At 41.1% G+C, this 20,417-nt stretch carries 25 protein-coding genes; all 25 read left to right on the forward strand.

Annotated features, from left to right (window positions below; all coding sequences use genetic code 11):
* Nucleotides 1-96 precede the first annotated feature (96 nt).
* The 25 genes from FTT72_RS04345 (at nucleotide 97) to rpsA (ending at nucleotide 20,353) form a co-directional block, all read left to right on the forward strand.
* The gene (locus FTT72_RS04345; RefSeq protein ID WP_180177926.1) at nucleotides 97-1,110 is read left to right on the forward strand and encodes an aminoglycoside phosphotransferase family protein; all 1,014 of its coding nucleotides are present in this window, start codon (nucleotides 97-99) and stop codon (nucleotides 1,108-1,110) included.
* Nucleotides 1,110-1,799 (forward strand): N-acetylmuramate alpha-1-phosphate uridylyltransferase MurU, encoded by a 690-nt coding sequence (gene murU / locus FTT72_RS04350; protein WP_180010300.1) that lies wholly within the window; start codon nucleotides 1,110-1,112, stop codon nucleotides 1,797-1,799. The genes FTT72_RS04345 and murU overlap by 1 nt, the downstream gene beginning before the upstream one ends.
* 84 nt (nucleotides 1,800-1,883) lie before the next feature.
* On the forward strand, nucleotides 1,884-2,516 hold the full coding sequence (rsmG, locus tag FTT72_RS04355; RefSeq protein WP_180003083.1) for a 16S rRNA (guanine(527)-N(7))-methyltransferase RsmG: 633 nt from the start codon (nucleotides 1,884-1,886) through the stop codon (nucleotides 2,514-2,516).
* 24 nt (nucleotides 2,517-2,540) lie between these two features.
* Nucleotides 2,541-3,323, forward strand: coding sequence for a ParA family protein (locus FTT72_RS04360; RefSeq protein ID WP_078188958.1), 783 nt, complete (start codon nucleotides 2,541-2,543; stop codon nucleotides 3,321-3,323).
* Nucleotides 3,320-4,207, forward strand: coding sequence for a ParB/RepB/Spo0J family partition protein (locus FTT72_RS04365; protein ID WP_180177927.1), 888 nt, complete (start codon nucleotides 3,320-3,322; stop codon nucleotides 4,205-4,207). The genes FTT72_RS04360 and FTT72_RS04365 overlap by 4 nt, the downstream gene beginning before the upstream one ends.
* 31 nt (nucleotides 4,208-4,238) lie before the next feature.
* Nucleotides 4,239-4,880: a MotA/TolQ/ExbB proton channel family protein gene (locus FTT72_RS04370; protein ID WP_078188956.1), complete on the forward strand. Its 642-nt coding sequence runs from the start codon at nucleotides 4,239-4,241 to the stop codon at nucleotides 4,878-4,880.
* Between the two features lie 13 nt (nucleotides 4,881-4,893).
* Complete coding sequence (locus FTT72_RS04375; protein WP_168378890.1) at nucleotides 4,894-5,316, forward strand: biopolymer transporter ExbD; 423 nt, start codon at nucleotides 4,894-4,896, stop codon at nucleotides 5,314-5,316.
* Nucleotides 5,316-7,043, forward strand: a complete 1,728-nt coding sequence (gene msbA, locus FTT72_RS04380) for a lipid A export permease/ATP-binding protein MsbA (RefSeq protein WP_168378891.1) — start codon at nucleotides 5,316-5,318, stop codon at nucleotides 7,041-7,043. The genes FTT72_RS04375 and msbA overlap by 1 nt, the downstream gene beginning before the upstream one ends.
* A 3-nt stretch (nucleotides 7,044-7,046) precedes the next feature.
* Complete coding sequence (gene lpxK / locus FTT72_RS04385; protein WP_180022525.1) at nucleotides 7,047-8,060, forward strand: tetraacyldisaccharide 4'-kinase; 1,014 nt, start codon at nucleotides 7,047-7,049, stop codon at nucleotides 8,058-8,060.
* Between the two features lie 3 nt (nucleotides 8,061-8,063).
* Nucleotides 8,064-8,825, forward strand: coding sequence for a 3-deoxy-manno-octulosonate cytidylyltransferase (kdsB, locus tag FTT72_RS04390; protein ID WP_180022526.1), 762 nt, complete (start codon nucleotides 8,064-8,066; stop codon nucleotides 8,823-8,825).
* A 13-nt stretch (nucleotides 8,826-8,838) separates the two neighbouring features.
* A complete protein-coding gene (locus tag FTT72_RS04395; protein ID WP_180063136.1) occupies nucleotides 8,839-9,822 on the forward strand; it encodes a DNA polymerase III subunit delta' in 984 nt (327 codons plus the stop codon).
* 15 nt (nucleotides 9,823-9,837) lie between these two features.
* Entirely contained in the window at nucleotides 9,838-10,179 is a 342-nt protein-coding gene (locus FTT72_RS04400; protein ID WP_111885061.1) for a PilZ domain-containing protein, read from the forward strand.
* Between the two features lie 31 nt (nucleotides 10,180-10,210).
* Nucleotides 10,211-10,984 carry a TatD family hydrolase gene (locus FTT72_RS04405; protein WP_180054571.1) on the forward strand — a complete coding sequence of 258 codons (774 nt, stop codon included), beginning with the start codon at nucleotides 10,211-10,213 and terminating at the stop codon, nucleotides 10,982-10,984.
* Nucleotides 10,985-11,026: 42 nt separating this feature from the next.
* Nucleotides 11,027-11,641 carry a TetR/AcrR family transcriptional regulator gene (locus FTT72_RS04410; RefSeq protein ID WP_168378896.1) on the forward strand — a complete coding sequence of 205 codons (615 nt, stop codon included), beginning with the start codon at nucleotides 11,027-11,029 and terminating at the stop codon, nucleotides 11,639-11,641.
* A 9-nt stretch (nucleotides 11,642-11,650) separates the two neighbouring features.
* Nucleotides 11,651-12,208 carry a type II secretion system protein gene (locus tag FTT72_RS04415; protein WP_180003068.1) on the forward strand — a complete coding sequence of 186 codons (558 nt, stop codon included), beginning with the start codon at nucleotides 11,651-11,653 and terminating at the stop codon, nucleotides 12,206-12,208.
* Entirely contained in the window at nucleotides 12,198-12,590 is a 393-nt protein-coding gene (gene gspI, locus FTT72_RS04420; protein ID WP_180177928.1) for a type II secretion system minor pseudopilin GspI, read from the forward strand. The genes FTT72_RS04415 and gspI overlap by 11 nt, the downstream gene beginning before the upstream one ends.
* Nucleotides 12,591-12,636: 46 nt before the next feature.
* Nucleotides 12,637-13,266: a type II secretion system minor pseudopilin GspJ gene (gene gspJ / locus FTT72_RS04425; protein ID WP_111885090.1), complete on the forward strand. Its 630-nt coding sequence runs from the start codon at nucleotides 12,637-12,639 to the stop codon at nucleotides 13,264-13,266.
* Nucleotides 13,267-13,305: 39 nt separating this feature from the next.
* A complete protein-coding gene (gene gspK, locus FTT72_RS04430) occupies nucleotides 13,306-14,253 on the forward strand; it encodes a type II secretion system minor pseudopilin GspK (protein WP_180177929.1) in 948 nt (315 codons plus the stop codon).
* 130 nt (nucleotides 14,254-14,383) lie between these two features.
* Nucleotides 14,384-14,980, forward strand: a complete 597-nt coding sequence (locus tag FTT72_RS04435) for a 6-carboxytetrahydropterin synthase (protein ID WP_180022532.1) — start codon at nucleotides 14,384-14,386, stop codon at nucleotides 14,978-14,980.
* A 36-nt stretch (nucleotides 14,981-15,016) separates the two neighbouring features.
* Complete coding sequence (gene ung, locus FTT72_RS04440) at nucleotides 15,017-15,730, forward strand: uracil-DNA glycosylase (protein ID WP_078193660.1); 714 nt, start codon at nucleotides 15,017-15,019, stop codon at nucleotides 15,728-15,730.
* Nucleotides 15,727-16,848 carry an enoyl-CoA hydratase/isomerase family protein gene (locus FTT72_RS04445; RefSeq protein ID WP_078188941.1) on the forward strand — a complete coding sequence of 374 codons (1,122 nt, stop codon included), beginning with the start codon at nucleotides 15,727-15,729 and terminating at the stop codon, nucleotides 16,846-16,848. Before ung ends, FTT72_RS04445 begins: the two co-directional genes overlap by 4 nt.
* 7 nt (nucleotides 16,849-16,855) lie before the next feature.
* A complete protein-coding gene (tadA, locus tag FTT72_RS04450) occupies nucleotides 16,856-17,407 on the forward strand; it encodes a tRNA adenosine(34) deaminase TadA (protein ID WP_180177930.1) in 552 nt (183 codons plus the stop codon).
* A gap of 26 nt (nucleotides 17,408-17,433) precedes the next feature.
* A complete protein-coding gene (locus FTT72_RS04455) occupies nucleotides 17,434-17,865 on the forward strand; it encodes an SRPBCC family protein (protein WP_180177931.1) in 432 nt (143 codons plus the stop codon).
* A 17-nt stretch (nucleotides 17,866-17,882) separates the two neighbouring features.
* On the forward strand, nucleotides 17,883-18,566 hold the full coding sequence (gene cmk / locus FTT72_RS04460; protein WP_180026947.1) for a (d)CMP kinase: 684 nt from the start codon (nucleotides 17,883-17,885) through the stop codon (nucleotides 18,564-18,566).
* 107 nt (nucleotides 18,567-18,673) lie between these two features.
* Nucleotides 18,674-20,353: a 30S ribosomal protein S1 gene (rpsA, locus tag FTT72_RS04465; protein WP_078188933.1), complete on the forward strand. Its 1,680-nt coding sequence runs from the start codon at nucleotides 18,674-18,676 to the stop codon at nucleotides 20,351-20,353.
* Nucleotides 20,354-20,417 lie beyond the last annotated feature (64 nt).

Here is a 20,417-nt window from a genome sequence, read left to right on the forward strand (position 1 = left end):
AATCGCAATTAATTATTGTCGCATCATAGAGAAAAAGTTGATAAGTAGCTACACTTAGCACTTTAAAAACTCAGCCTGTATTAGAATTTATCGCAAATGAATACACAACGTGAACAATTGATACAAACATGGATTTCATCTGTACTCGGTTCAGATCAATTTGAAATTAACTTCTTAGCAGGCGATGCAAGCTTCCGTCGTTATGCACGAATCAAATTGAATAATAAAACATTTATGCTCATGGATGCACCACCAGAAAAAGAAGATTGTGGTCCTTTTGTGTCGATTGATGAATTTTTTGATGCACATGGCGTGCGTGTACCACATATCATGGCCAAAGACCTCGATCAAGGCTTCTTATTGTTAGAAGATTTTGGTGATGTTTTATTGTCCACGTTGTTGAATGATCAAACAGTAGACGCACATTATGCTCAAAGTTTTAAACAGTTGATTCAATTACAGTCAATTGATGGTACTGCTCATTTTCCTGCATATACCTATGAAAAGCTGATTTCTGAAATGGAGCTGTTAACCGATTGGTTATTGCCATCTCTACAAGTGCAGCCTACTGAAGAAGAATCGGCACTGATTAAACGTACCTTTGCTATCTTAGCCAATGCTGCATTGGCTCAGCCTCAAGTGATTGTGCATCGTGATTTTCATAGCCGTAATTTGATGGTACTTGATGATGAGCAAGATCAGGGTGTGATTGACTTCCAAGATGCTGTGATTGGTGCAGATACTTATGACTTAATCTCAATCACACGTGATGCTTATGTGCAGTGGAATGTAGATCGCGTTTATGCATGGTTTAAAACGTTCTATGATTTGCTACCTGCATCGGCTAAAGATGGTCGTAGCTTTGAGCAATTCAAACAAGACGCCGACCTGATGGCGATTCAACGTCATATCAAAATTTTAGGTATTTTTGTGCGCTTATTTGAGCGTGATGGTAAATCGGGTTATCTCAAAGATTTGCCGCGTGTGATGTGGTATTTACTTGAAGAAAGTAAACCGTATGCAGAATTACAACCTTTTATGCAATTTATTCAGGCTAAAGTATTGCCGAAATTTGAAGCCAAATACGGCACTTATGAGGTTGTTGCATAATGAAAGCCATGATTTTAGCGGCGGGTCTCGGAAATCGGATGCGCCCTTTAACATTGTATAAGCCAAAGCCTTTGCTTGAAGTGGGTGGAAAACCACTGATTGTTTGGCATATAGAAAAGTTAAAAAAAATTGGCGTAACTGAAATCATCATCAATTCTGCATGGCTTGCAGATATCCTGATTGGTACTTTGGGTGATGGTTCGCAGTTTGGTGTAGATATTCGTTGGACACGTGAAGCGGAAGGTCTGGAAACAGCCGGTGGCATTATTAATGCTTTACCTTTGCTTGGGACAGAACCGTTTATTTTGGTGAATGGTGACGTTTGGACGACCTACGATTTTTCAGCTTTGCTCAATATTGAGCTAAAAGATGACTTGGCACACTTGGTCTATGTGACTAACCCAACGCAACATCCAAAGGGTGATTTTATCTTGGATGCTGGGCGTAGTTATACCTTTGAGCAAGAACATGCAGGCGAGGCACTCACCTATAGCGGAATCGCAGTTATACATCCAAACATGTTTAATGGATTGGAAGCTGGCAAGCGTCCGCTCGCACCTTTATTGAAACAAGCTATGTTGGATGGAAAAATTTCTGCAGAGAAAATGCAAACTGCGTGGGTTGATGTTGGCACACCTGAGCGTTTAAGTGATCTAGATCTACAGATTCGCCAAGGCATGTACGATTAAGTGCATATTCGCTAAGCGTTAGCTACTGTTCCACGGCTTAGAAATCGGTATACTTCAGTTAATTTTTATTGAGATGTCTTCTTTATGCATCCTTTTTTTCAAGACTTAAAGCAAGGTAGTCAAAAGCTTGGCTTAGATTTGAGTGAAGAAGCATTAAATCTATTGCTGAAATACCAAGATGCCCTAGTGCTGTGGAACAAAGCGTATAACTTGACTGCTATTCGTGATCCTAAAGAAATGTTGGTTAAGCATTTATTGGATAGCTTAAGTATCCTAAATGATTTGCCTGCAGGTCGTTTATTGGATATCGGTACGGGTGGTGGCATGCCGGGCATGATCATTGCACTGTGTCAGCCTGAACGTGAATGTGTGCTTTTAGATGCCAACGGTAAAAAAATTCGATTCTTAAAACAATTTATTGCTGACTTAAAACTAAAAAATGTCATTGCGGTACAAACACGTGTCGAAAATGAAGACAGCATTAATGAACTGGGGCAGTTTGATGTGATCACCAGTCGTGCTTTTGCATCGTTAACGGATTTTGTGGACGCGTCTAAACCGTATATGCATGCGCAAAGTATTATCGCGTCGATGAAAGGCTTAATTCCTGAAGAAGAAGTTGAAACACTGAAAAGTGATTTCAAAATTGATATCGTTGCATTAAAAGTTCCACGACTTGATGAGCAGCGTCATTTAATTTTTCTTAAACGTATTTAAAATTTTCAAAGGACTGGGGTTACCATGGCTCAAATTATTGCGATTGCAAACCAAAAGGGTGGCGTAGGTAAAACCACAACTGCTGTGAACTTGGCTGCATCTTTAGCCATATTAAAAAAACGAGTTTTACTTGTGGACATGGATTCACAAGGCAATGCCACGATGGGTTCGGGCATTCAAAAAAATGATTTGTTGTATTCAGTCACGGATGTCTTACTTGGTGAAGTGCCAATTGAAACCGCTATTTATAAAGCAGAAGTGGGCTATAAAGTTTTAGGTGCAAACCGTGACTTAGCTGGCGTTGAGCTTGCAATTGCAGATCAAGACGGTCGTGAGTTTATTTTACGTGAAGCATTGGCAAGCGTCGAAAAAGACTTCGACTATATTATTGTCGATTGTGCACCAAGTTTAAGTTTGATCACTGTCAATGCACTTGCAGCGGTACGTGCTGTGCTTATTCCAATGCAGTGTGAATATTATGCCCTAGAAGGTTTGGCTGACCTAACCCAAACCATTGACCGTATTCAGCAAGCTTTAAACCCTGATCTAGAGATCGTGGGTGTGCTTCGTACCATGTACGATGCGCGTAATGCCTTAACACGTGATGTGTCTGCTGAGCTTGAACAATACTTCGGTCAGAAACTTTATGACACGGTCATTCCGCGTAATATTCGTTTGGCTGAAGCGCCTGCGCACGGTTTACCAGTGATTTATTTTGAAAAAAGCTCGAAGGGTGCAGTTGCTTATTTGAACTTGGCAGCTGAGATGTTAAAAAAAACCAAAGTAAAAAAAGGAACTAAAGCATGACCGTAAAAAAACGCGGACTGGCTAAAGGTCGTGGTCTGGATGCCTTACTCGGCTCAATCCAAAAAGAAAAACTACAGCTCGAAGCAAAAGCTTTAGATCATGGACAGTTAAAACAAATTGATGTGCATTTATTGAAACGCGGCGAGTATCAACCGCGTCGTTTCATTAAAGAACAAGATTTACAAGAACTTGCTGCATCGATTGAAAAGCATGGTGTCATGCAGCCAATCGTCATTCGTCCTGTCGAAGATGAAAAGCATCCCTACGAAATTATTGCAGGTGAGCGTCGTTGGCGTGCGGCTCAGCTTGCAGGTTTAACCGAAGTTCCAGCCATTGTTCGTGACTTGAGTGACCAAGTGGCAATTGCCTTGGCATTGATTGAAAACATTCAACGTCAAGATCTGAACCCAATCGATCAAGCTATGGCTTTACAACGCTTCCATGACGAGTTTGGTTTAAGTCATCAAGAGATTGCCGATACGGTCGGTAAAGCACGTACCACGATTAGTAACTTGCTACGCCTGTTGTCTTTAGCGGATCAAGTCAAAGACTTTATGCAGCAAGGTTTGCTCGATATGGGGCATGCACGTGCGATCTTGACGTTAAAAGCCAAAGATCAGCTTAAAGTTGCTGAAATAGTGATTGAAAAAAGTATGTCTGTACGTCAAACCGAACAATTTGTTCGTGATTTGAATGCACCAAAACAACAAAAAGCGAAACCAAGTGTTTCATCAGACATTCAGCAACTGACACAACGTCTCTCTGATCGTTTCAGTGCAGATGTGAAAATTGATCATAATAAACAAGGGAAAGGCAAGCTGGTGATTAGCTACCATACTCTTGAAGAGCTAGATGGCATTTTAAATATTTGTCTAGCTGAATAATTTTTAAATTCGATTTATTGGGGAAAATCAAATGTGGGAATTAGTCAAAGCGGGCGGGTGGTTAATGATCCCGCTCGTCATTTGTTCGATCTTTACGGTAGCCATTACCATTGAGCGTTTTATTCGTTTAAAAAAATCAATGGTGTTGCCAAAAGACTTGATGATGAATGTGAACACATCAGTGAAAGATGTGGTGCAGCAGCTAAAGCAAAGTCCAACTTTACAGCAAAGTACATTGGGTCGTGTATTGGGCGCAGGTTACGCTAGTAAAGATCAAAACGAGCAATATGCACGTGCGCAAATGGAAGTCACAGCGTCACAAGAAATTGGTTATTTAGAAAAAAATATCAACTTTTTGGGCACCTTAAGCGCTGTTGCACCGTTACTAGGTTTGTTGGGTACGGTGATCGGTATCATTGAAGCATTCTTAATGATTGATATTGGTACCAATAGTGATCCAGTGTTGATGATGCCGGGTATTTCTAAAGCATTGATCACCACTGCGGCTGGTATGTTAATTGCTGTGCCTGCATTATTTGCGCATCGCTATTTCCAACGTTTGGTTCAGGAATATGTGGCTGAGTTAGAACAGCAGTCGACATTGTTTCATGCCGCTTTGTTTTATAAAAAAACACCTGAAGTAGAAAGTCAGGACATTCAGAAAGCCAGCTGAGTGGAGACTGCGCATGAAATTTAAACGTCGTCAGGTTGAAGATATTCATATCAACCTTACACCGATGATTGACTGTTTGATGTTTATTTTGGTGTTCTTGTTGCTCTCGACTACCTTTAATCAGATGAGTCGAATGAACCTCACTTTGCCAGATGCACAAGGTGTTCCACCTAAAAACTATGATCAAAAAATTGAAGTTGTGGTGGATTCAACAGGACATTATTCTGTCAATGGTCAGTCATTGGCCAGTAAAGAAGTTTCTGATTTGAATACTGCAATTAAACAGACAGCCAATGATCGTCGTGATTTAATGTTTGTGATTGCCGCAGATGCAAAAGCAACACATCAAGATGTGATTCGGGTGATGGATGTTGCAGGTCAACTTGGATTTGTGAATGTCAACATCAGTACTAAAGTTCCAACTCGAGGTTATTAGTGAAGCACGATTTTAAGGTCTATTTACGCCTATTAAGTTATTTAAAACCTTTTTGGGGAATCGGCCTGCTGGTTTTGCTTGGTTTCGGTATTAATGCTGCGACAGAAGTTTCTGTCGCAAAATTATTGGAACGCATTATTGAAGCCATTCAAAACAAAGATCAAAGCTTTACAACCTTATTTCCACTCTTGGTGGTTTTATTGATGTTCTTCCGTGGACTCGGTTTGTTCATGGGGGGATATTTTACCGCAGTGATTTCTCGAAACTTAATCTTTAATATTCGTCAGCAAGTGTTCGCAAAACTCATGCGTTTGCCTTCGCAATATTATTTAGATAATTCGAGCGGTCATATCACTGCAAAAATTATGTATAACGTTGAACAGTTGACGGCGGCATCGTCTGAGTCACTGAAAACGATCGTACAACAGGGTCTGATTACCATCGCACTATTGGGTTATTTGCTCTATACCAACTGGCGTTTAACTCTATGTATTTTGATTTTTGGCCCAATTATTGGGCTGATTATCCGTAAAGCATCCAAGCGCATGCGTAAATTATCCATGCAAGTACAAAGTACCATGGGTGATGTTAACCATGTGGTGCAAGAGACAGTACAAGGCAACTTGGTAGTGAAGGGCTTTGCAGGGCAAGATTATGAACAAAAACGTTTTTATGAAAGCTCAATGGAGAACTTACGCCGCGGCTTAAAAATGGTTGTGGTGCAGCAACTCAATAGCCCAATTGTTCAGCTGATTATGTCGATCGCGCTCAGTATCGTGATGTATATCGCGCTACGCCCTGAGATTTTACAAGATACAACAGCGGGTGAGTTTGTAGCGTATATCACTGCCGCAGGTATGCTGAGTAAGCCAATTAAAACCTTGACGGATGTCAACGAAAAACTACAACGAGGCATGGCAGCAGCTTATTCAGTTTTTGAATTGCTTGATATGCCTGAAGAAGTAAATAACGGCACGCTGAAGCCTGCTTTAAAAGGTGATGTCGAATTTAAAAATGTTAATTTGATCTATGCTGATGGTCACCATGCGATTCATGACTTCAATTTAAAAATCAATGCAGGGCAAACCGTTGCATTGGTTGGGCGTTCAGGTGCAGGTAAAACCTCACTGGTCAATCTGTTGGTTCGTTACCAAGAGGTGTCGTCAGGACAGTTGTTGCTTGATCAGCATGATATTCACGACATAGAACTCAATAGCTTGCGTACTCAGATTTCGATGGTCAATCAGCAAGTGGTTTTGTTTAACCGTACTGTGCGTGAAAATATTGCTTATGGACAGCTCGAGCATGCAACAGATGAACAAGTCATTGCTGCTGCCAAAGCTGCATTTGCACATGATTTTATTATGGATTTACCGCAAGGTTATGACACACCATTGGGTGCCCAAGGTTTAAATCTGTCTGGTGGTCAACGTCAACGGATTGCAATTGCGCGTGCGATTTTGAAAAATGCACCGATTTTAATTTTAGATGAAGCGACCAGTGCACTAGATAACGAATCTGAATTTTTTATTCAGCAAGCATTTGACGCTGCGATGCAAGATCGTACCACGATCGTGATTGCGCATCGTTTATCGACCATTGAAAATGCAGACTGTATTGTAGTGATGGATAAAGGGCGTATTATTGAACAAGGTTCTCATACGGAATTGATGGCACAACGTGGTGCATATTACCAACTTCATCAGCGTAATTTTGAGGAAAATTAAGTCATGTCTTTTGCACAATTGATTCAGGATGCTTGGAATGAACAGGCAAAGTGGCTCGTTGTGTTTAGACCTTTGTCATGGCTTTATCGTGGTGGCTTTTTACTCAATAAAAAGCTCTATCAATCAGGTATTAAGCAAAGCTATAAAGCGCCTATTCCAGTCATGGTCATTGGAAATATCACAGTGGGTGGGAGTGGCAAAACCCCATTGCTCATTCACTTGGTCAGTTATTTAAATAGCTTAAACCTGCGTGTTGGTGTGATCAGTCGTGGCTATGGTGGTCAAGGACCATTTCCGGCCTATGTGGATTTAGACTCGACGGCTGAAATCGTGGGTGATGAACCGAGCTTAATCGTTCAGTCTACAGGCGTGCCGATGGCGGTTGGTCCAAACCGCCAGCAGAGTATTGAATTGCTGCTGTCTAAGCATGAATTGGATTTGATTATCTGCGATGATGGTTTACAGCATTGGGCGCTTCAACGTCAGTTGGAGTGGATCGTACTGGATAACAACCGTGGTTTAGGCAATGAAAAATTATTACCTGAAGGTTATTTGCGTGAACCGAAAAAGCGCCTTGCTAGTGGGACGGTCATTGAACATTCAGCAGATCCAAGTTCTCCACTGAATATGCACCTTGAAGCGGCGCAACCTTATTTGCTCAATAAAGATCTTGTGACGACATTTGATGCAAATAAAGATTTTTATGCTGTGGTGGGTATCGGCTTTCCGCAACGCTTTTATAAAACCTTAGAAAATATGGGGATTCATCAATTTCAATGTCATGAATTCCCAGATCATTATGAATATGAACTGAGTGATTTGCAGTTTGAAGATGCCAATCCCATCATTACCACTGAAAAAGATGCAGTTAAAATTTTAGTGATCCTCAAAAATAATCCAGATTTTAAAAGAGAAATATGGGTTGTTCCTGTAGATGCAGTGTTGTCACCTGCGTGTTATGAAACTTTGCATGCGCAGTTGAAACAACTGGGTCTGAAACTTCCCGAAGGCATTTAATTTATGAAACATATTGTTATTCCTGCACGTTTTTCAAGTTCACGTTTACCGGGTAAGCCTTTACTTGAAATTCATGGCCGTCCGATGATTTTACGTGTGGTCGATCAAGCCAAAAAAGTTGCAGGATTCGATGACCTTTGTGTCGCTACAGATGATGAGCGTATTGCAGCAGTATGTCGTGCGGAAGGGGTTGATGTGGTATTGACCTCTGCAGAACATCCATCTGGTACAGATCGTTTAAGTGAAGTTGCACGCATCAAAGGTTGGGCGAGTGATGATATTATTGTCAATGTGCAAGGTGATGAACCTTTGCTTCCCGCTCAATTGGTAAAACAAGTTGCACAATTACTTGTTGATCAACCGACATGTTCGATGTCGACGCTCTGTGAGCCGATTCATAGTCTAGATGAGTTTCAACGTGACAGTATCGTCAAAGTGGTGATGTCAAAGCACAATCAAGCGCTGTATTTTAGCCGTGCGACTATTCCTTATGACCGTGATGGTGCAAAGCAAGCTGAACAAACCTTGCATGATCAGGCTTATCGTCATTTAGGCCTATATGCATACCGCGTAAAACTCCTACAAGAATATGTCACTTGGGATATGGGTGTGCTGGAAAAATTAGAAAGCCTTGAACAATTACGCGTTTTGGAAAATGGTCACCGTATTGCCATTGCTGTGGCAGAAGCGAACCTTCCACCGGGCGTAGATACTCAAGCTGACCTTGATCGTTTGAACCAAATGGATGTTTCGAACTTCGAATAAGGTTAAACGATTTATGCAAAATGAAATTGTGGCGCAAGTGTACCCTTGGCAGAAAAATACATGGAATACATTAACCAGCCGTTTTCCACAATTGGGACATGGCGTGCTTTTGTATGGCAAAAAAGGCTGTGGTAAAGAGGCATTTGCAAAACAATTTCTTGCATGGGTGCTGTGTCAAAAACGTGATGAGCGAACTGAGCCGTGTGGTGAGTGCGGGAGTTGCCAGTGGTTAAAGTCAGATACACATCCAAATTTTGTTCATATCAGTACAGATGAAGACAATAAAAAGCAAAATGCCAAAATTAAAATCGAAAAAATTCGTGATTTATTGCCTTTTGTACAGCAAACCGTAGACGGTTGGCGAGTTGTGTTGATTGAGCCTGCTGAAGCATTAAACATTGCATCATCAAATGCATTGCTGAAAACACTGGAAGAGCCGGGCGAGCGGATTGTGATTATGTTGTTGGCAGAGCATTATTTGAAATTGCCGGCAACTATTCGTAGTCGAATGCAGCACTATGCCTTGGATCGTATTGAACCCGAACAATCACAGCAATATTTACAGCAGCATTTGCCCGATAGTGGTGAAACCCAGCGCAAAGTTCTCATGAACTTAGCCAGTCAAATGCCATTACAAGCGATTTCATTGGCAAGTAGTGAATGGCTAAATATGCGCCAAGAGTTTCTACAAGATTGGCAAAAACTTGTGACACAAAAAAACATGCCGATGGCAATTGCGAGCAAGTGGAATAAAGCACTGAGTTTTAGTGATTTTAGTCAAATGTTTGAATACTTGTTGTCCGATATAATTTGTGTCAAGCTAAATCAATCCATAAAAAATATAGATTTGGATTTTGGGGTGTTGGCAGAGCAATATTCGCTCGAAACACTCTTTGGGATTTATACAGAATTACAGCAGTCTAAGCGGTTCATCGAGCAGAACGTACAGGGGAATCTGGTCGTAGATGAGCTTTGCATCAAACTGATGAATGTTTAATTAAGGGGAAACATCATGCAACCACGTATGGGCGGGATCGTTCACGCTAATATTCCAGATGTGGAAACACTTTTTGCGAGCTACATGCCTTATGTCGTTGGTGGCGGTTTATTTGTACCATCAAAGCAAGCTGTGAAAATGGGTGATGAGGTTTTCTTATTGGCGACTTTGCCTGAACAAAGTATAAAAATTCCTTTGACAGGAAAAGTAATTTGGATTTCGCAAAAGCAAAATGGTATTAAACCACAAGGCTTTGGGATTCAATTAAGCGGCGAAAAAGGCGTTTATTTTAAAACAGAAGCAGAACGTTTACTTGCAGGGCTTAAATCTGAGGGGCGTAGAAGTTACACTATGTAGTTACAACTGTGAAGACTTGTAGGTACATATTGTGTTTGTAGATACCCATTGCCATTTAACCATGCTCGACCTAAGCCCTTATGAGGGTAATTTAGATCTTGCATTGGATCAGGCTCGTCAAGCCGGGGTCTCAAAATTTATGAGTATCTCGGTTGATCTAGATGACCATATCGAACTTTCAAAAATTGCTGCACGTCATGCCGATGTAGGTTATTCCGTTGGGGTACACCCATGTGAAGATCCTGCAACGATGGCTCGGGCAACAGAAGAATATCTCATTGAATTAGCACAAGCTGAAAAGGTTTGGGCGATTGGTGAAACAGGGCTGGACTATTTTCATAGTACAGACTTTATTGCAGAGCAAAAAGAATGCTTTGCCCGTCATATTCACGCATCGCAAGCCGTAAAAAAACCGGTGGTTGTACATACCCGTTCTGCAAAGCATGATACGGTGGATATTATCCGTGCAGAGAAATCTACTCACGGTATTTTGCATTGTTTTACTGAAGATTGGGAAACGGCAAAAGCTGTCTTAGATTGTGGATATTACGTGTCATTTTCAGGCATTGTTTCTTTTAAAAATGCACAAGATTTGCGTGATGTGGCCAAGCAAGTACCATTGGATCGAGTGCTGATTGAAACTGATAGTCCATACCTTGCACCGATGCCCTATAGAGGAAAGTCTAATGAACCAAAATACGTTCCCTATGTAGCCAAAGCCTTAAGTGATGTATATGATAAGTCAATTGAAGAGATGGCTTTCATTACAATGCAAAACTTTGAAAATCTCCTCAATCTTAAGTAAATAATTTGAATTGATATAAGAGTAAGAGAGTATAGGGTGAAGATGGATCGTCAAGCTCAGTTTAGAGCAAGAGAAGCATTAATTTTCCAAGTGGCAGAGCAACTGCTATTGGAAAATGGCGAAGCAGGGATGACACTAGATGCGCTAGCGGCAGAACTCGACTTGGCAAAAGGGACGTTATATAAACACTTCCAAAGTAAAGATGAACTATATATGTTGCTCATTATTCGTAATGAACGCATGTTATTGGAAATGATTAAAGACACCGACAAAGCTTTTCCTGAACACCTTGCTTTCTTTATGTTGCATCACTTACATCACCCAGAACGTACAGTGTTGTTTCACCAAATTGAAGAGCGTTTATCGACAACGGGTGTGGGTATTCAGCACTTGTTTAGTGAACTATATCAAGTGCGCAAACAACGCCTACGATTGATCATTCGTATGACTGAGCGTTATTTGGAGTCGATTCAAAGTAGCATGCCAGTACGTGATTATCTTGCTTCAATTTGGTCACTTACACATGGCGCCGCAGCAATTTTGAACTCTAGTTTTTATCAGCGTTATTTGGGTTCAAGAGACACCTTGCGGGTTGCTTATATTGATCAAGCCTTGGCCTTACCAAAACAAGTGCATGCGGTTGCTCAATTCGCTTAAAGGCTGTTTATGAAAATAGCATCACCATCATCGGTTCGTGGATTCACCCTCGTAGAATTGATGGTGGTGATTGTGATTATGGGCATTATGGCCTCATTGGTGCTTTTAAATATCGGTGGAACAGATCAACGCAAAGCCATGCAGGCACGTGAAGTGTTTGTAATGGATCTGAAACGAATATTACGTGATGCAAATGATCAAGCTTTGATATTGGCCTTACAGCAAAAAGCTGGAACAGATGTCAACACGCAAAGCTATGCGGTACAAGAATATTTACCAGAACAAAAACGTGTAGAAAATAGTATTTTAAATCAGAATAATAAATGGCAAAACTATAAAGACTTTGAAACCCGAGTATTGCCTGAAAATGTCTCTTTTACGATTCAGCCTTTAGATCAGCAGTATGAAAATGCCAATAATGATGATTTGTTAAATACCAATGCACCCAAGTTGATATGGTTGGGCAACGGTGAAGTAAAGCCTGTACGTATACAGTTTTATTTTGAAGAACGTGCCATTGGTAATGAAATCGAAATTGATCATTTAGGGAAAGTCAATGCGGGCTAAAGGGTTTACGCTACTTGAAGTCATGGTGGCATTGGCGATTTTTGCGACTGCGACAATGGCTTTGTCTAATGTTGCGATGCAATATACACAGTCGACAGCACACGCAATTTTAAGAAATAAAGCACAATTCGTTGCGCTGAATGAAATCGCTAAGATGGAAATCAATCGTGAATGGATGACGGGTACTGCATCAAAACAAGTCACTGAACAAGGCGAACAATGGCAAATTGACAAAAAAGCCCAAGCCACCATTAGTCCAAATGTACAACGGATTGATATCCAAGTGAGGTTGATGAATGCTGAAACTGGGGATGTAGAAGCAGGGATTAGTAGTTTAGTGTTCTTTAACTATAAGGCTCCGTTGGATGAAAATAATAACTAGAAAAAAACGTACATCTCAAGATATGCCTGTGCTTGTGCAGCAAGGAATGAAGAATCAAGCAGGATTTACCTTAGTTGAACTTTTGGTTGCGATTGCCATTTTTGCAGTACTATCTGCATTGGGCTGGAAGGTTTTTGATTATGTCTCGAAAGTGAAAGAACGAAACGCAACCCATGAGGCACGGCTCAGTCAGTTGCAAGATGCCCATCAGCAGATACTCAGAGACACGGTACAAGCTGTGCCTTTAACTGCCAATATTAATGGAGATATTCAACCAGCGCTGGTGTTGCAAAATGGCCGATTTAATTTCAGTAAGACTGGTGTCACTGACCCATTAAATCAGGGTATTGCACCTGACGAGCGAGTGGAATATCAATACAAAGCTGATGAAAAAAAATTGTATCGGCTAAAATTTAAAAATCTCAACCAAACGGGGCATGATCAGCCAGATTCGAGTGTTTTACTGGATAATGTTGAACAATATAAAATCACGGTACTCAATCCAAATGAGTTAGAGAATTGGCCAGATGCTGCCGCTGATTTGAATAATGAAAAAACCATTCAACTGTTACCGCGGGGTATCAGGATGCAGCTCACAGTTGATGGGACAAACTACGAATGGTTATTCAGTTTGTTAAATACTGATTTTTTATTGGATAAAAATAAGAATGGTTAGCGGTCAGGTAGTAGAGTCATTTGAAGTTCGGAGTTGCGTATGAAGCAGCAACGCGGCATCGCTTTGTTAACTATCCTGATGATGGTAGCTTTGGCAACCATAGTTGCAGCAGGCATCGCAAAACAACAAGCCCATACTTCTGAAAATACCGCCTACGTGATGCGCCAAAATCAATCGATGTTATATGCGAAAAGTGCTGAAGCATTTTTTGCTGAACTTTTGGTAAATGATGCCGAAAATGCAGGGCAGGTGGATCACCTCCAAGAAAATTGGGCTCAGCCTATGCCAGCCTTTCCTGTGGAAGGTGGAACTGTTGCAGGTGTGCTCCAAGACGAATCTGGAAAATTTAACCTTAATAGTTTGGTTTCAGAAGAGGGTGTGGTAAATGACAAAGCAAAATTATGGTTTGAGAAAATATTGCAGCGTGTTGGTTTACCCGCAGAATTAAGTCAAGCCGTGATTGATTGGCAAGATGAAGATGATGAGACCTCTGGTCCGATGGGCGCAGAGCTGGCGTACTATCGTAGTTTAAATAATGCGGCGCTACCACCAAATGCAAAATTTCATAGTGTGGAAGAGCTGAAATCAGTGCGTGGTTTTGACGGTGCTAAATATAAACTAATTGCGCCTTATGTGAGTAGCTTACCTTCGCATGAAACAACGGTAAACATTAATACCGCTCCTGCATTTTTGTTGGCAACCATGGATGATCGTTTAGATGTCAATGCAGTCGAACAAGCTTTGCAACAAAAAGCTGCCAAATTTGAACATTTTGAAAATATCAATGATTTATGGGCAATGGAGCCATTTGCACAGGTGAGCACAGAAAATCGAGAAGTTTTAAACTCACAATTGGGTGTGCAGTCGAACTATTTTAAAGCGCAAATTGAAATTATTTTAAATGAAAGAAAGCGTCAATTTACCAGTGAGTTAGTGCGAAAAGATAAAGATGTATATGTGGCTTTTCGCAGTATGGCGCCATTTTAGGTCTTAAATATCGCTAAATTTTCATGATGCCTTTTCCCAATTGTGCTGAACAGCAAAATTAATGCCTCTTGTTAGACTTTTGCATTATAATCTCTAAGAACCCATAGATTATTTGATTGCATTACGACACATGTTAATTCGTAAGTTATTTAAGTTTGAAAACGCGCATATCGTGCGTAATTGCACGTCAGACCGTTGCAAACGTTCCATTCATGGACACAGTTATAAAGTCGAACTATTACTTAAAGCGTCGAAACTTGACCATGGACAAATGGTTTACGATTTCGGTTTGCTCAAAGGGGTAATTAAAGACTTATTTGACAGTTTTGATCACGCGATTTGTTTTTGGCAACACGATGATGCTGAGTACATTCGTGCCTGCAAACAGTTCAGTGCACGTTGGGTCGAACTACCCGTATCGCCCTCAGCGGAACAATTTTCACGAATCTTCTTTTACTTAGCACAACAAGTTCTAAAATCAACAGAAACTCAAAATGGTGAGGGTGATGTTGAGGTGTATTCTGTGATTGTGCATGAGACAGACACAGGCTATGCGCAAAGCTTCTTAGAAGATATCAACAACGCACAAATGGGGTTGTTGCAGTTAGATCAAATCGTTTTCTCCGAACAGGTTCAGTCGGAATGGAACGATACTCAGATGTATGAAAAATTAAAACAGGGTCAAAAATTTTTAAACCCTGCAGTTGATTTACAAATTAGAATTTAAGTAAATATTTGGTTTTATTAGGATTGGTTAACAGTGATGTCTTTAACAGAAGAGCAACAAGCAAAACTCGCTAAAGTGCAGCTTGAGCCTAGCTGGAAATATGCCCTAAGTGAGTTTTTGCTTAGCCCCCGCATGGATGAGTTAAAAGACTTTCTGCTACAACAAATCAAACAGGATAAAGTGATTTATCCACCGAATCCGCTGATTTTTAATGCCTTAAACACGACGCCTATGGCAAATGTAAAGGTGGTGATTTTAGGCCAAGACCCGTATCATGGGCCAAATCAGGCACATGGCTTGAGTTTTTCGGTACAAAAGGGGGTTGCATTACCACCTTCTTTACGTAATATTTTCCATGAGTTAAATACCGACCTTGGGGTACCTGTGTCAAAACATGGGGACTTAACACGCTGGGCAGAACAAGGTGTTTTGCTTTTAAATGCGGTACTGACTGTTGAGGCTGGGCAACCAACTTCACATCAAAAACGTGGCTGGGAAGATTTTACAGACCATGTGATTGATGTTTTAAATGAACAACGTGAGCATATTGTCTTTATTTTATGGGGGGCATATGCACAGCGTAAGGGACAACGCATTGACCAAAATAAGCACTTGGTGCTAAAAGCCGCGCATCCATCACCTTTGGCTGCAAACCGCGGTGGTTTTTTTGGTTGTAAGGTGTTCTCAAAAAGTAATAATTATCTTAAACAAAATGGCATTGAGCCAATAGACTGGCAGCTGGACGCATGACTTATTCTCCCGTTTCAAAAAATTATCACCCAGATCTGATTGTGGAAGAAGCGAAAAAGGGCTGGCGCATTGTTCGCCTGAATCGCCCAAAATCGCTTCATGCATTAGATGAATCTATCTGTACAGCGTTGCTTGAAGTCTTTCAGGACTTTCAACACGATGATGCTGTAAAAGCGATTTGGTTAGATTCCACTACGCCAAAAGCATTTTGTGCAGGTGGCGACGTACGCAAATTGCGACAATTGGTGGTCAATGATGAAGTTGAAACGGCGAATAAATTCTTTGAACAAGAGTATGCCCTAGATTTGCTGCTGCATAACTATGCAAAGCCGATTTTGGTTTGGGGCGAAGGTTATGTCATGGGTGGTGGTTTAGGTCTGTTTATGGCTGCACCTTTCCGCTTGGTAACACCTTATTCACGTTTAGCAATGCCTGAGATTAATATTGGTTTGTATCCAGATGTTGGTGCGACGCGTTTCCTTGCTGACCGTGGCGCCATTGGTTTGTTTACTGGGTTAACCGGCTCGATTATGACCGCAGCAGGTGCTTATGGTATCGGTTGGGCAACGCATATTTGTGATGCGCAGCGTGATAATGTACTTGAAACTGTCATTAATATTGATTGGGATCATTATCCAGCGGGCGATTTTCGTGCCATTGATGACACTTTAAATAGTATGCATCGTCCTGTGGGGCCGGGACCATTACAAAATTCATTGGATGTGATTCAAAGTGTGTGCCGTGGGCATAATTTTGAACATGACTATGAATCAATTATTGGTTTAAGCGATGCACGCAGTGATTGGTTACGCCAAGCCAGTGAAAATCTACAAAAAGGTTCACCTGCAACAGCAGCATTAACATGGTTGTTGTGGCAGTGGGGCAAGCAAGTGCATTCTTGGAATGAAGTGTTTGAACTGGAAACCCAAATTTCGGATTGGAAAATTCGTCATGCGGACTTTGTTGAAGGTGTGCGCGCCCGCCTAGTCGATAAAGACCTGTCTCCAGAATGGAAAAAAGGTACAGATCTTTCCCTCAAAGGAATTCTGGCTGATGAGCCTCCTGTAACCAATATTGACAGTTGGAATGCGCTGTTAAGACAGTATGGTGTAATTTAATTAATTGATGTCTGAACCAAACTTATATAGTGATGAACACTGGATGCAGCTGGCTTTCGAGCAGGCTGCACAAGCTGCAGAATTGCAAGAAATTCCTGTAGGCGCAGTCATTGTGAGTCAAAATCAAGTCATAGGTGCAGGGTTTAATGCGCCGATTTCTCTGAAAGATCCCACCGCACATGCGGAAGTACAAGCTTTGCGTCAAGCTTGTTTAAATATCGATAATTACCGTTTACCCGACGATGCAACCTTATATGTAACTTTGGAACCATGCACGATGTGTGTGGGCGCTTTGGTACATTCAAGAATAAAACGAGTGGTATTTGCGACGACTGAGCCTAAAGCAGGTTCTTTGGTCAGTTCGCGTCAATTATTAAATTCAGGCTACTATAACCATATCTTTGAGTTTGAGCATGGTTGCCTACAAGAGCAATGCTCCCAACAATTAAGTAATTTTTTTAAAATGCGTCGTGAACAAAAACGACTGATGAAGTTACAGGAAATAGCCACTTTGACTGAACTTAATTTAAAAAATCAAGTAAACTCTACTGACAATTAATATTGTCAAATAAAATAGGGTACACCATGAAATACATTCAAGTAAAAAAAGAATTTAATGCACCGGTCGAGCAAGTTTTTGACTTACTTTCAAAACATTCGACCTATAACGTGGCTTTTGCACCGATTCAAGTGGTACGTGTCAAAGATTCAGCAGATCCTGAACGTCCTGATGGTGTAGGTTCTGTACGTCGTATGGGCTTTGGGCCAGTGAAGCCGTTACAAGAGCAAATAACCTTGCTTGAGCCAAACCAACGCATTGAATATAAAATTATTAAAAACCCATTGGTTAAACATCATTTGGGTGTGATTCAATTCGAAGCGATTGATGCTGCGCGTACTTTAGTCACTTATACGATTGAATTACAGGCGCGTGCGCCATTCGTTAGTCAATTAATCCTTGCGCAACTGAAGTCAGCGATTAAAATTGGTTTTTCAAAACTTGCAAAAACCGTATAAACAAAAGTGGAAGAGCAATGACAGTTCAAATCATTACAATTGATGGCCCAAGTGGCTCAGGTAAAGGAACATTGGCAGCAAAAATTGCGGCACATTATCAGTTCCACTTACTCGACTCAGGTGCGTTATATCGTCTGTTGGGATTGTCATTGCATAAGCAAGACTTAATTGATGCATTAGACTCAAAGCTCGATGAATGCGTAAAAATTGCAACAAATTTAGACATACAATTTGTGACAAATGAAGCAGGTGTTTCGGTGCTTTTAGATGGTGAAGATGTCTCAAAAGTTATCCGTACTGAGAGAGTCGGAGAGTTTGCCTCAAAAGTTGCTGCAATTCCTGCACTTAGAACTGCGCTTTTAGAACGTCAGCATGCCTTTGCCCAAGCACCTGGTTTGGTTGCAGATGGCCGTGACATGGCAACTACGATTTTTCCCAATGCTCAAGCCAAGATTTATTTAACGGCTTCTGCTCAGTCCCGTGCAGAGCGCCGTCTAAATCAGTTGCAGGCTATGGGCGTGGATGTTAAAATAAACGACATTTTAGCTAATATCGAAGCGCGTGATAAGCGAGATATGGAACGCACAGTCGCTCCACTCAAGCCTGCGCCAGATGCTTATTTCATTGATAGTTCAACTTTGAGTATTGATGAAGTATTCACGCTGATGACGAATTACATCGATCAGCAATTAGCAAACTAAAGAATTTTCAGCAGAAGCATAGCTTGATCAGTCTTATATGGACTATGTAGACGCTTAATTAAACCGGCCTTGTCTGATCCAAGACCGCTGACTTTATCAGGTATATCATGACCGAATCTTTTGCAGCCCTCTTTGAAGAAAGCGAATTAAACCTCAACGTTGAAAAGGGTGCTGTCATCCAAGGCGTTGTAGTAAATATCGACTCTGACTGGGTAACAGTTGACACTGGCCTTAAATCAGAAGGTATTGTTGACCGCGCTGAATTCTTAAATGAACAACGTGAACTTGAAGTTCAAGTTGGCGACACTGTTGACGTAGTTGTTGAAGCTCTTGACAACGGTATGGGTCAAACAGTTTTATCACGTGAAAAAGCTAAACGTGCTGAAACTTGGACTAAACTTGAAAAAATTTTTGAAGACGGCGAAATCGTTACTGGTGTTATCTCTGGTAAGGTTAAAGGCGGTTTCACTGTTGACATCGGTCCAGTTCGTGCGTTCCTTCCAGGTTCTTTAGTTGATACTCGTCCTATTCGTGATACTACTCACTTAGAAGGTAAAGAGTTAGAATTTAAAGTAATCAAACTTGATGCTAAACGTAACAACGTTGTTGTATCTCGTCGTGCTGTTATGGAAGCTGAATCTTCAGCTGACCGTGAAGCTCTTCTTGCTCAGCTTGAAGAAGGTCAAACAGTTACTGGTACTATCAAAAATCTTACTGACTACGGCGCGTTCGTTGACCTTGGCGGTATTGATGGTCTTCTTCACATCACTGACATGGCTTGGAAACGTATCAAGCACCCTTCAGAAGTTGTTGAAGTTGGTCAAGAAGTTACTGTTAAAGTACTTAAATTCGACCGCGAACGTAACCGCGTATCTTTAGGCCTTAAACAATTAGGCGAAGATCCATGGTTAGCGATCATGAACCGTTACCCTAAAGGTTCTATCGTTAAAGCTCGTGTAACTAACTTAACTGACTACGGTTGCTTCGCTGAAATCGCTGAAGGCGTTGAAGGCTTAGTACACGTTTCAGAAATGGACCACACTAACAAAAACATCCACCCATCTAAAGTTGTTCAGATCGGTGACGAAGTTGACGTTATGGTTCTTGAAGTTGATGAAGAGCGTCGTCGTATTTCTCTTGGTATCAAACAAACTCGTGCTAACCCATGGGAAGAGTTTGCTAAAGAACACGACAAAGGTGAAAAAGTTTCAGGTACTATCAAGTCAATCACTGACTTCGGTATCTTCATCGGTTTACCAGGCGGTATCGATGGTCTAGTTCACTTGTCTGACATTTCTTGGAACGAACAAGGCGAAGAAGCTATCCGTCGTTACAAGAAAGGTGACACAGTTGAAGCGGTTATCCTTTCAGTAGACGCTGAAGGCAACCGTATCAGCCTTGGCATCAAACAAATGAACAGCGATCCGTTCAACGATTTCTTAGCTGCTAACGAACGCGGTGCGCTTGTTAAAGGTACTGTAACTGCAGTTGACGCTAAAGGCGCTACTGTTAAGTTAGCTGACGAAGTTGAAGCGACTCTTAAAGCATCTGAAATCAACCGCGACCGCGTTGAAGATGCAACTAAGTTCCTTGAAGTTGGTCAAGAAGTTGAAGCTAAAATCATCAACGTAGACCGCAAATCACGTTCTATCAACTTGTCTATCAAAGCGAAAGACGAAGCTGAAGAAAAAGAAGCAGTAGCTAACTTGAACAAGACAGCTACAGCAACTTCAGACAATGGTCCTAAGACTATTGGTGATTTGATCAAAGCTCAAATGAACCACTAAGTAAGTGTTTGAATTGTATTGTTAATGTAAATTAATTAATATATTTTACACAATTACTGTAACG

Origin of the sequence: Acinetobacter sp. YH01005 (assembly GCF_013420465.1) — a bacterium.
Taxonomy (GTDB): Bacteria; Pseudomonadota; Gammaproteobacteria; order Pseudomonadales; family Moraxellaceae; genus Acinetobacter; species Acinetobacter amyesii.

Bases quoted from the DNA above. Each gene is read 5' to 3' on its own strand.
- lpxK (WP_180022525.1), top strand. From the start codon at position 7,047: ATGTCTTTTGCACAATTGATTCAGGATGCTTGGAATGAACAGGCAAAG.
- rsmG (WP_180003083.1), top strand. From the start codon at position 1,884: ATGCATCCTTTTTTTCAAGACTTAAAGCAAGGTAGTCAAAAGCTTGGC.
- FTT72_RS04360 (WP_078188958.1), top strand. From the start codon at position 2,541: ATGGCTCAAATTATTGCGATTGCAAACCAAAAGGGTGGCGTAGGTAAA.
- gspJ (WP_111885090.1), top strand. From the start codon at position 12,637: ATGAAGAATCAAGCAGGATTTACCTTAGTTGAACTTTTGGTTGCGATT.
- cmk (WP_180026947.1), top strand. From the start codon at position 17,883: ATGACAGTTCAAATCATTACAATTGATGGCCCAAGTGGCTCAGGTAAA.
- FTT72_RS04455 (WP_180177931.1), top strand. From the start codon at position 17,434: ATGAAATACATTCAAGTAAAAAAAGAATTTAATGCACCGGTCGAGCAA.
- FTT72_RS04375 (WP_168378890.1), top strand. From the start codon at position 4,894: ATGAAATTTAAACGTCGTCAGGTTGAAGATATTCATATCAACCTTACA.
- FTT72_RS04445 (WP_078188941.1), top strand. From the start codon at position 15,727: ATGACTTATTCTCCCGTTTCAAAAAATTATCACCCAGATCTGATTGTG.
- rpsA (WP_078188933.1), top strand. From the start codon at position 18,674: ATGACCGAATCTTTTGCAGCCCTCTTTGAAGAAAGCGAATTAAACCTC.
- FTT72_RS04415 (WP_180003068.1), top strand. From the start codon at position 11,651: ATGAAAATAGCATCACCATCATCGGTTCGTGGATTCACCCTCGTAGAA.
- murU (WP_180010300.1), top strand. From the start codon at position 1,110: ATGAAAGCCATGATTTTAGCGGCGGGTCTCGGAAATCGGATGCGCCCT.
- FTT72_RS04365 (WP_180177927.1), top strand. From the start codon at position 3,320: ATGACCGTAAAAAAACGCGGACTGGCTAAAGGTCGTGGTCTGGATGCC.
- FTT72_RS04400 (WP_111885061.1), top strand. From the start codon at position 9,838: ATGCAACCACGTATGGGCGGGATCGTTCACGCTAATATTCCAGATGTG.
- tadA (WP_180177930.1), top strand. From the start codon at position 16,856: ATGTCTGAACCAAACTTATATAGTGATGAACACTGGATGCAGCTGGCT.
- FTT72_RS04345 (WP_180177926.1), top strand. From the start codon at position 97: ATGAATACACAACGTGAACAATTGATACAAACATGGATTTCATCTGTA.
- kdsB (WP_180022526.1), top strand. From the start codon at position 8,064: ATGAAACATATTGTTATTCCTGCACGTTTTTCAAGTTCACGTTTACCG.
- FTT72_RS04410 (WP_168378896.1), top strand. From the start codon at position 11,027: ATGGATCGTCAAGCTCAGTTTAGAGCAAGAGAAGCATTAATTTTCCAA.
- FTT72_RS04435 (WP_180022532.1), top strand. From the start codon at position 14,384: ATGTTAATTCGTAAGTTATTTAAGTTTGAAAACGCGCATATCGTGCGT.
- gspK (WP_180177929.1), top strand. From the start codon at position 13,306: ATGAAGCAGCAACGCGGCATCGCTTTGTTAACTATCCTGATGATGGTA.
- FTT72_RS04395 (WP_180063136.1), top strand. From the start codon at position 8,839: ATGCAAAATGAAATTGTGGCGCAAGTGTACCCTTGGCAGAAAAATACA.
- ung (WP_078193660.1), top strand. From the start codon at position 15,017: ATGTCTTTAACAGAAGAGCAACAAGCAAAACTCGCTAAAGTGCAGCTT.
- gspI (WP_180177928.1), top strand. From the start codon at position 12,198: ATGCGGGCTAAAGGGTTTACGCTACTTGAAGTCATGGTGGCATTGGCG.
- FTT72_RS04370 (WP_078188956.1), top strand. From the start codon at position 4,239: ATGTGGGAATTAGTCAAAGCGGGCGGGTGGTTAATGATCCCGCTCGTC.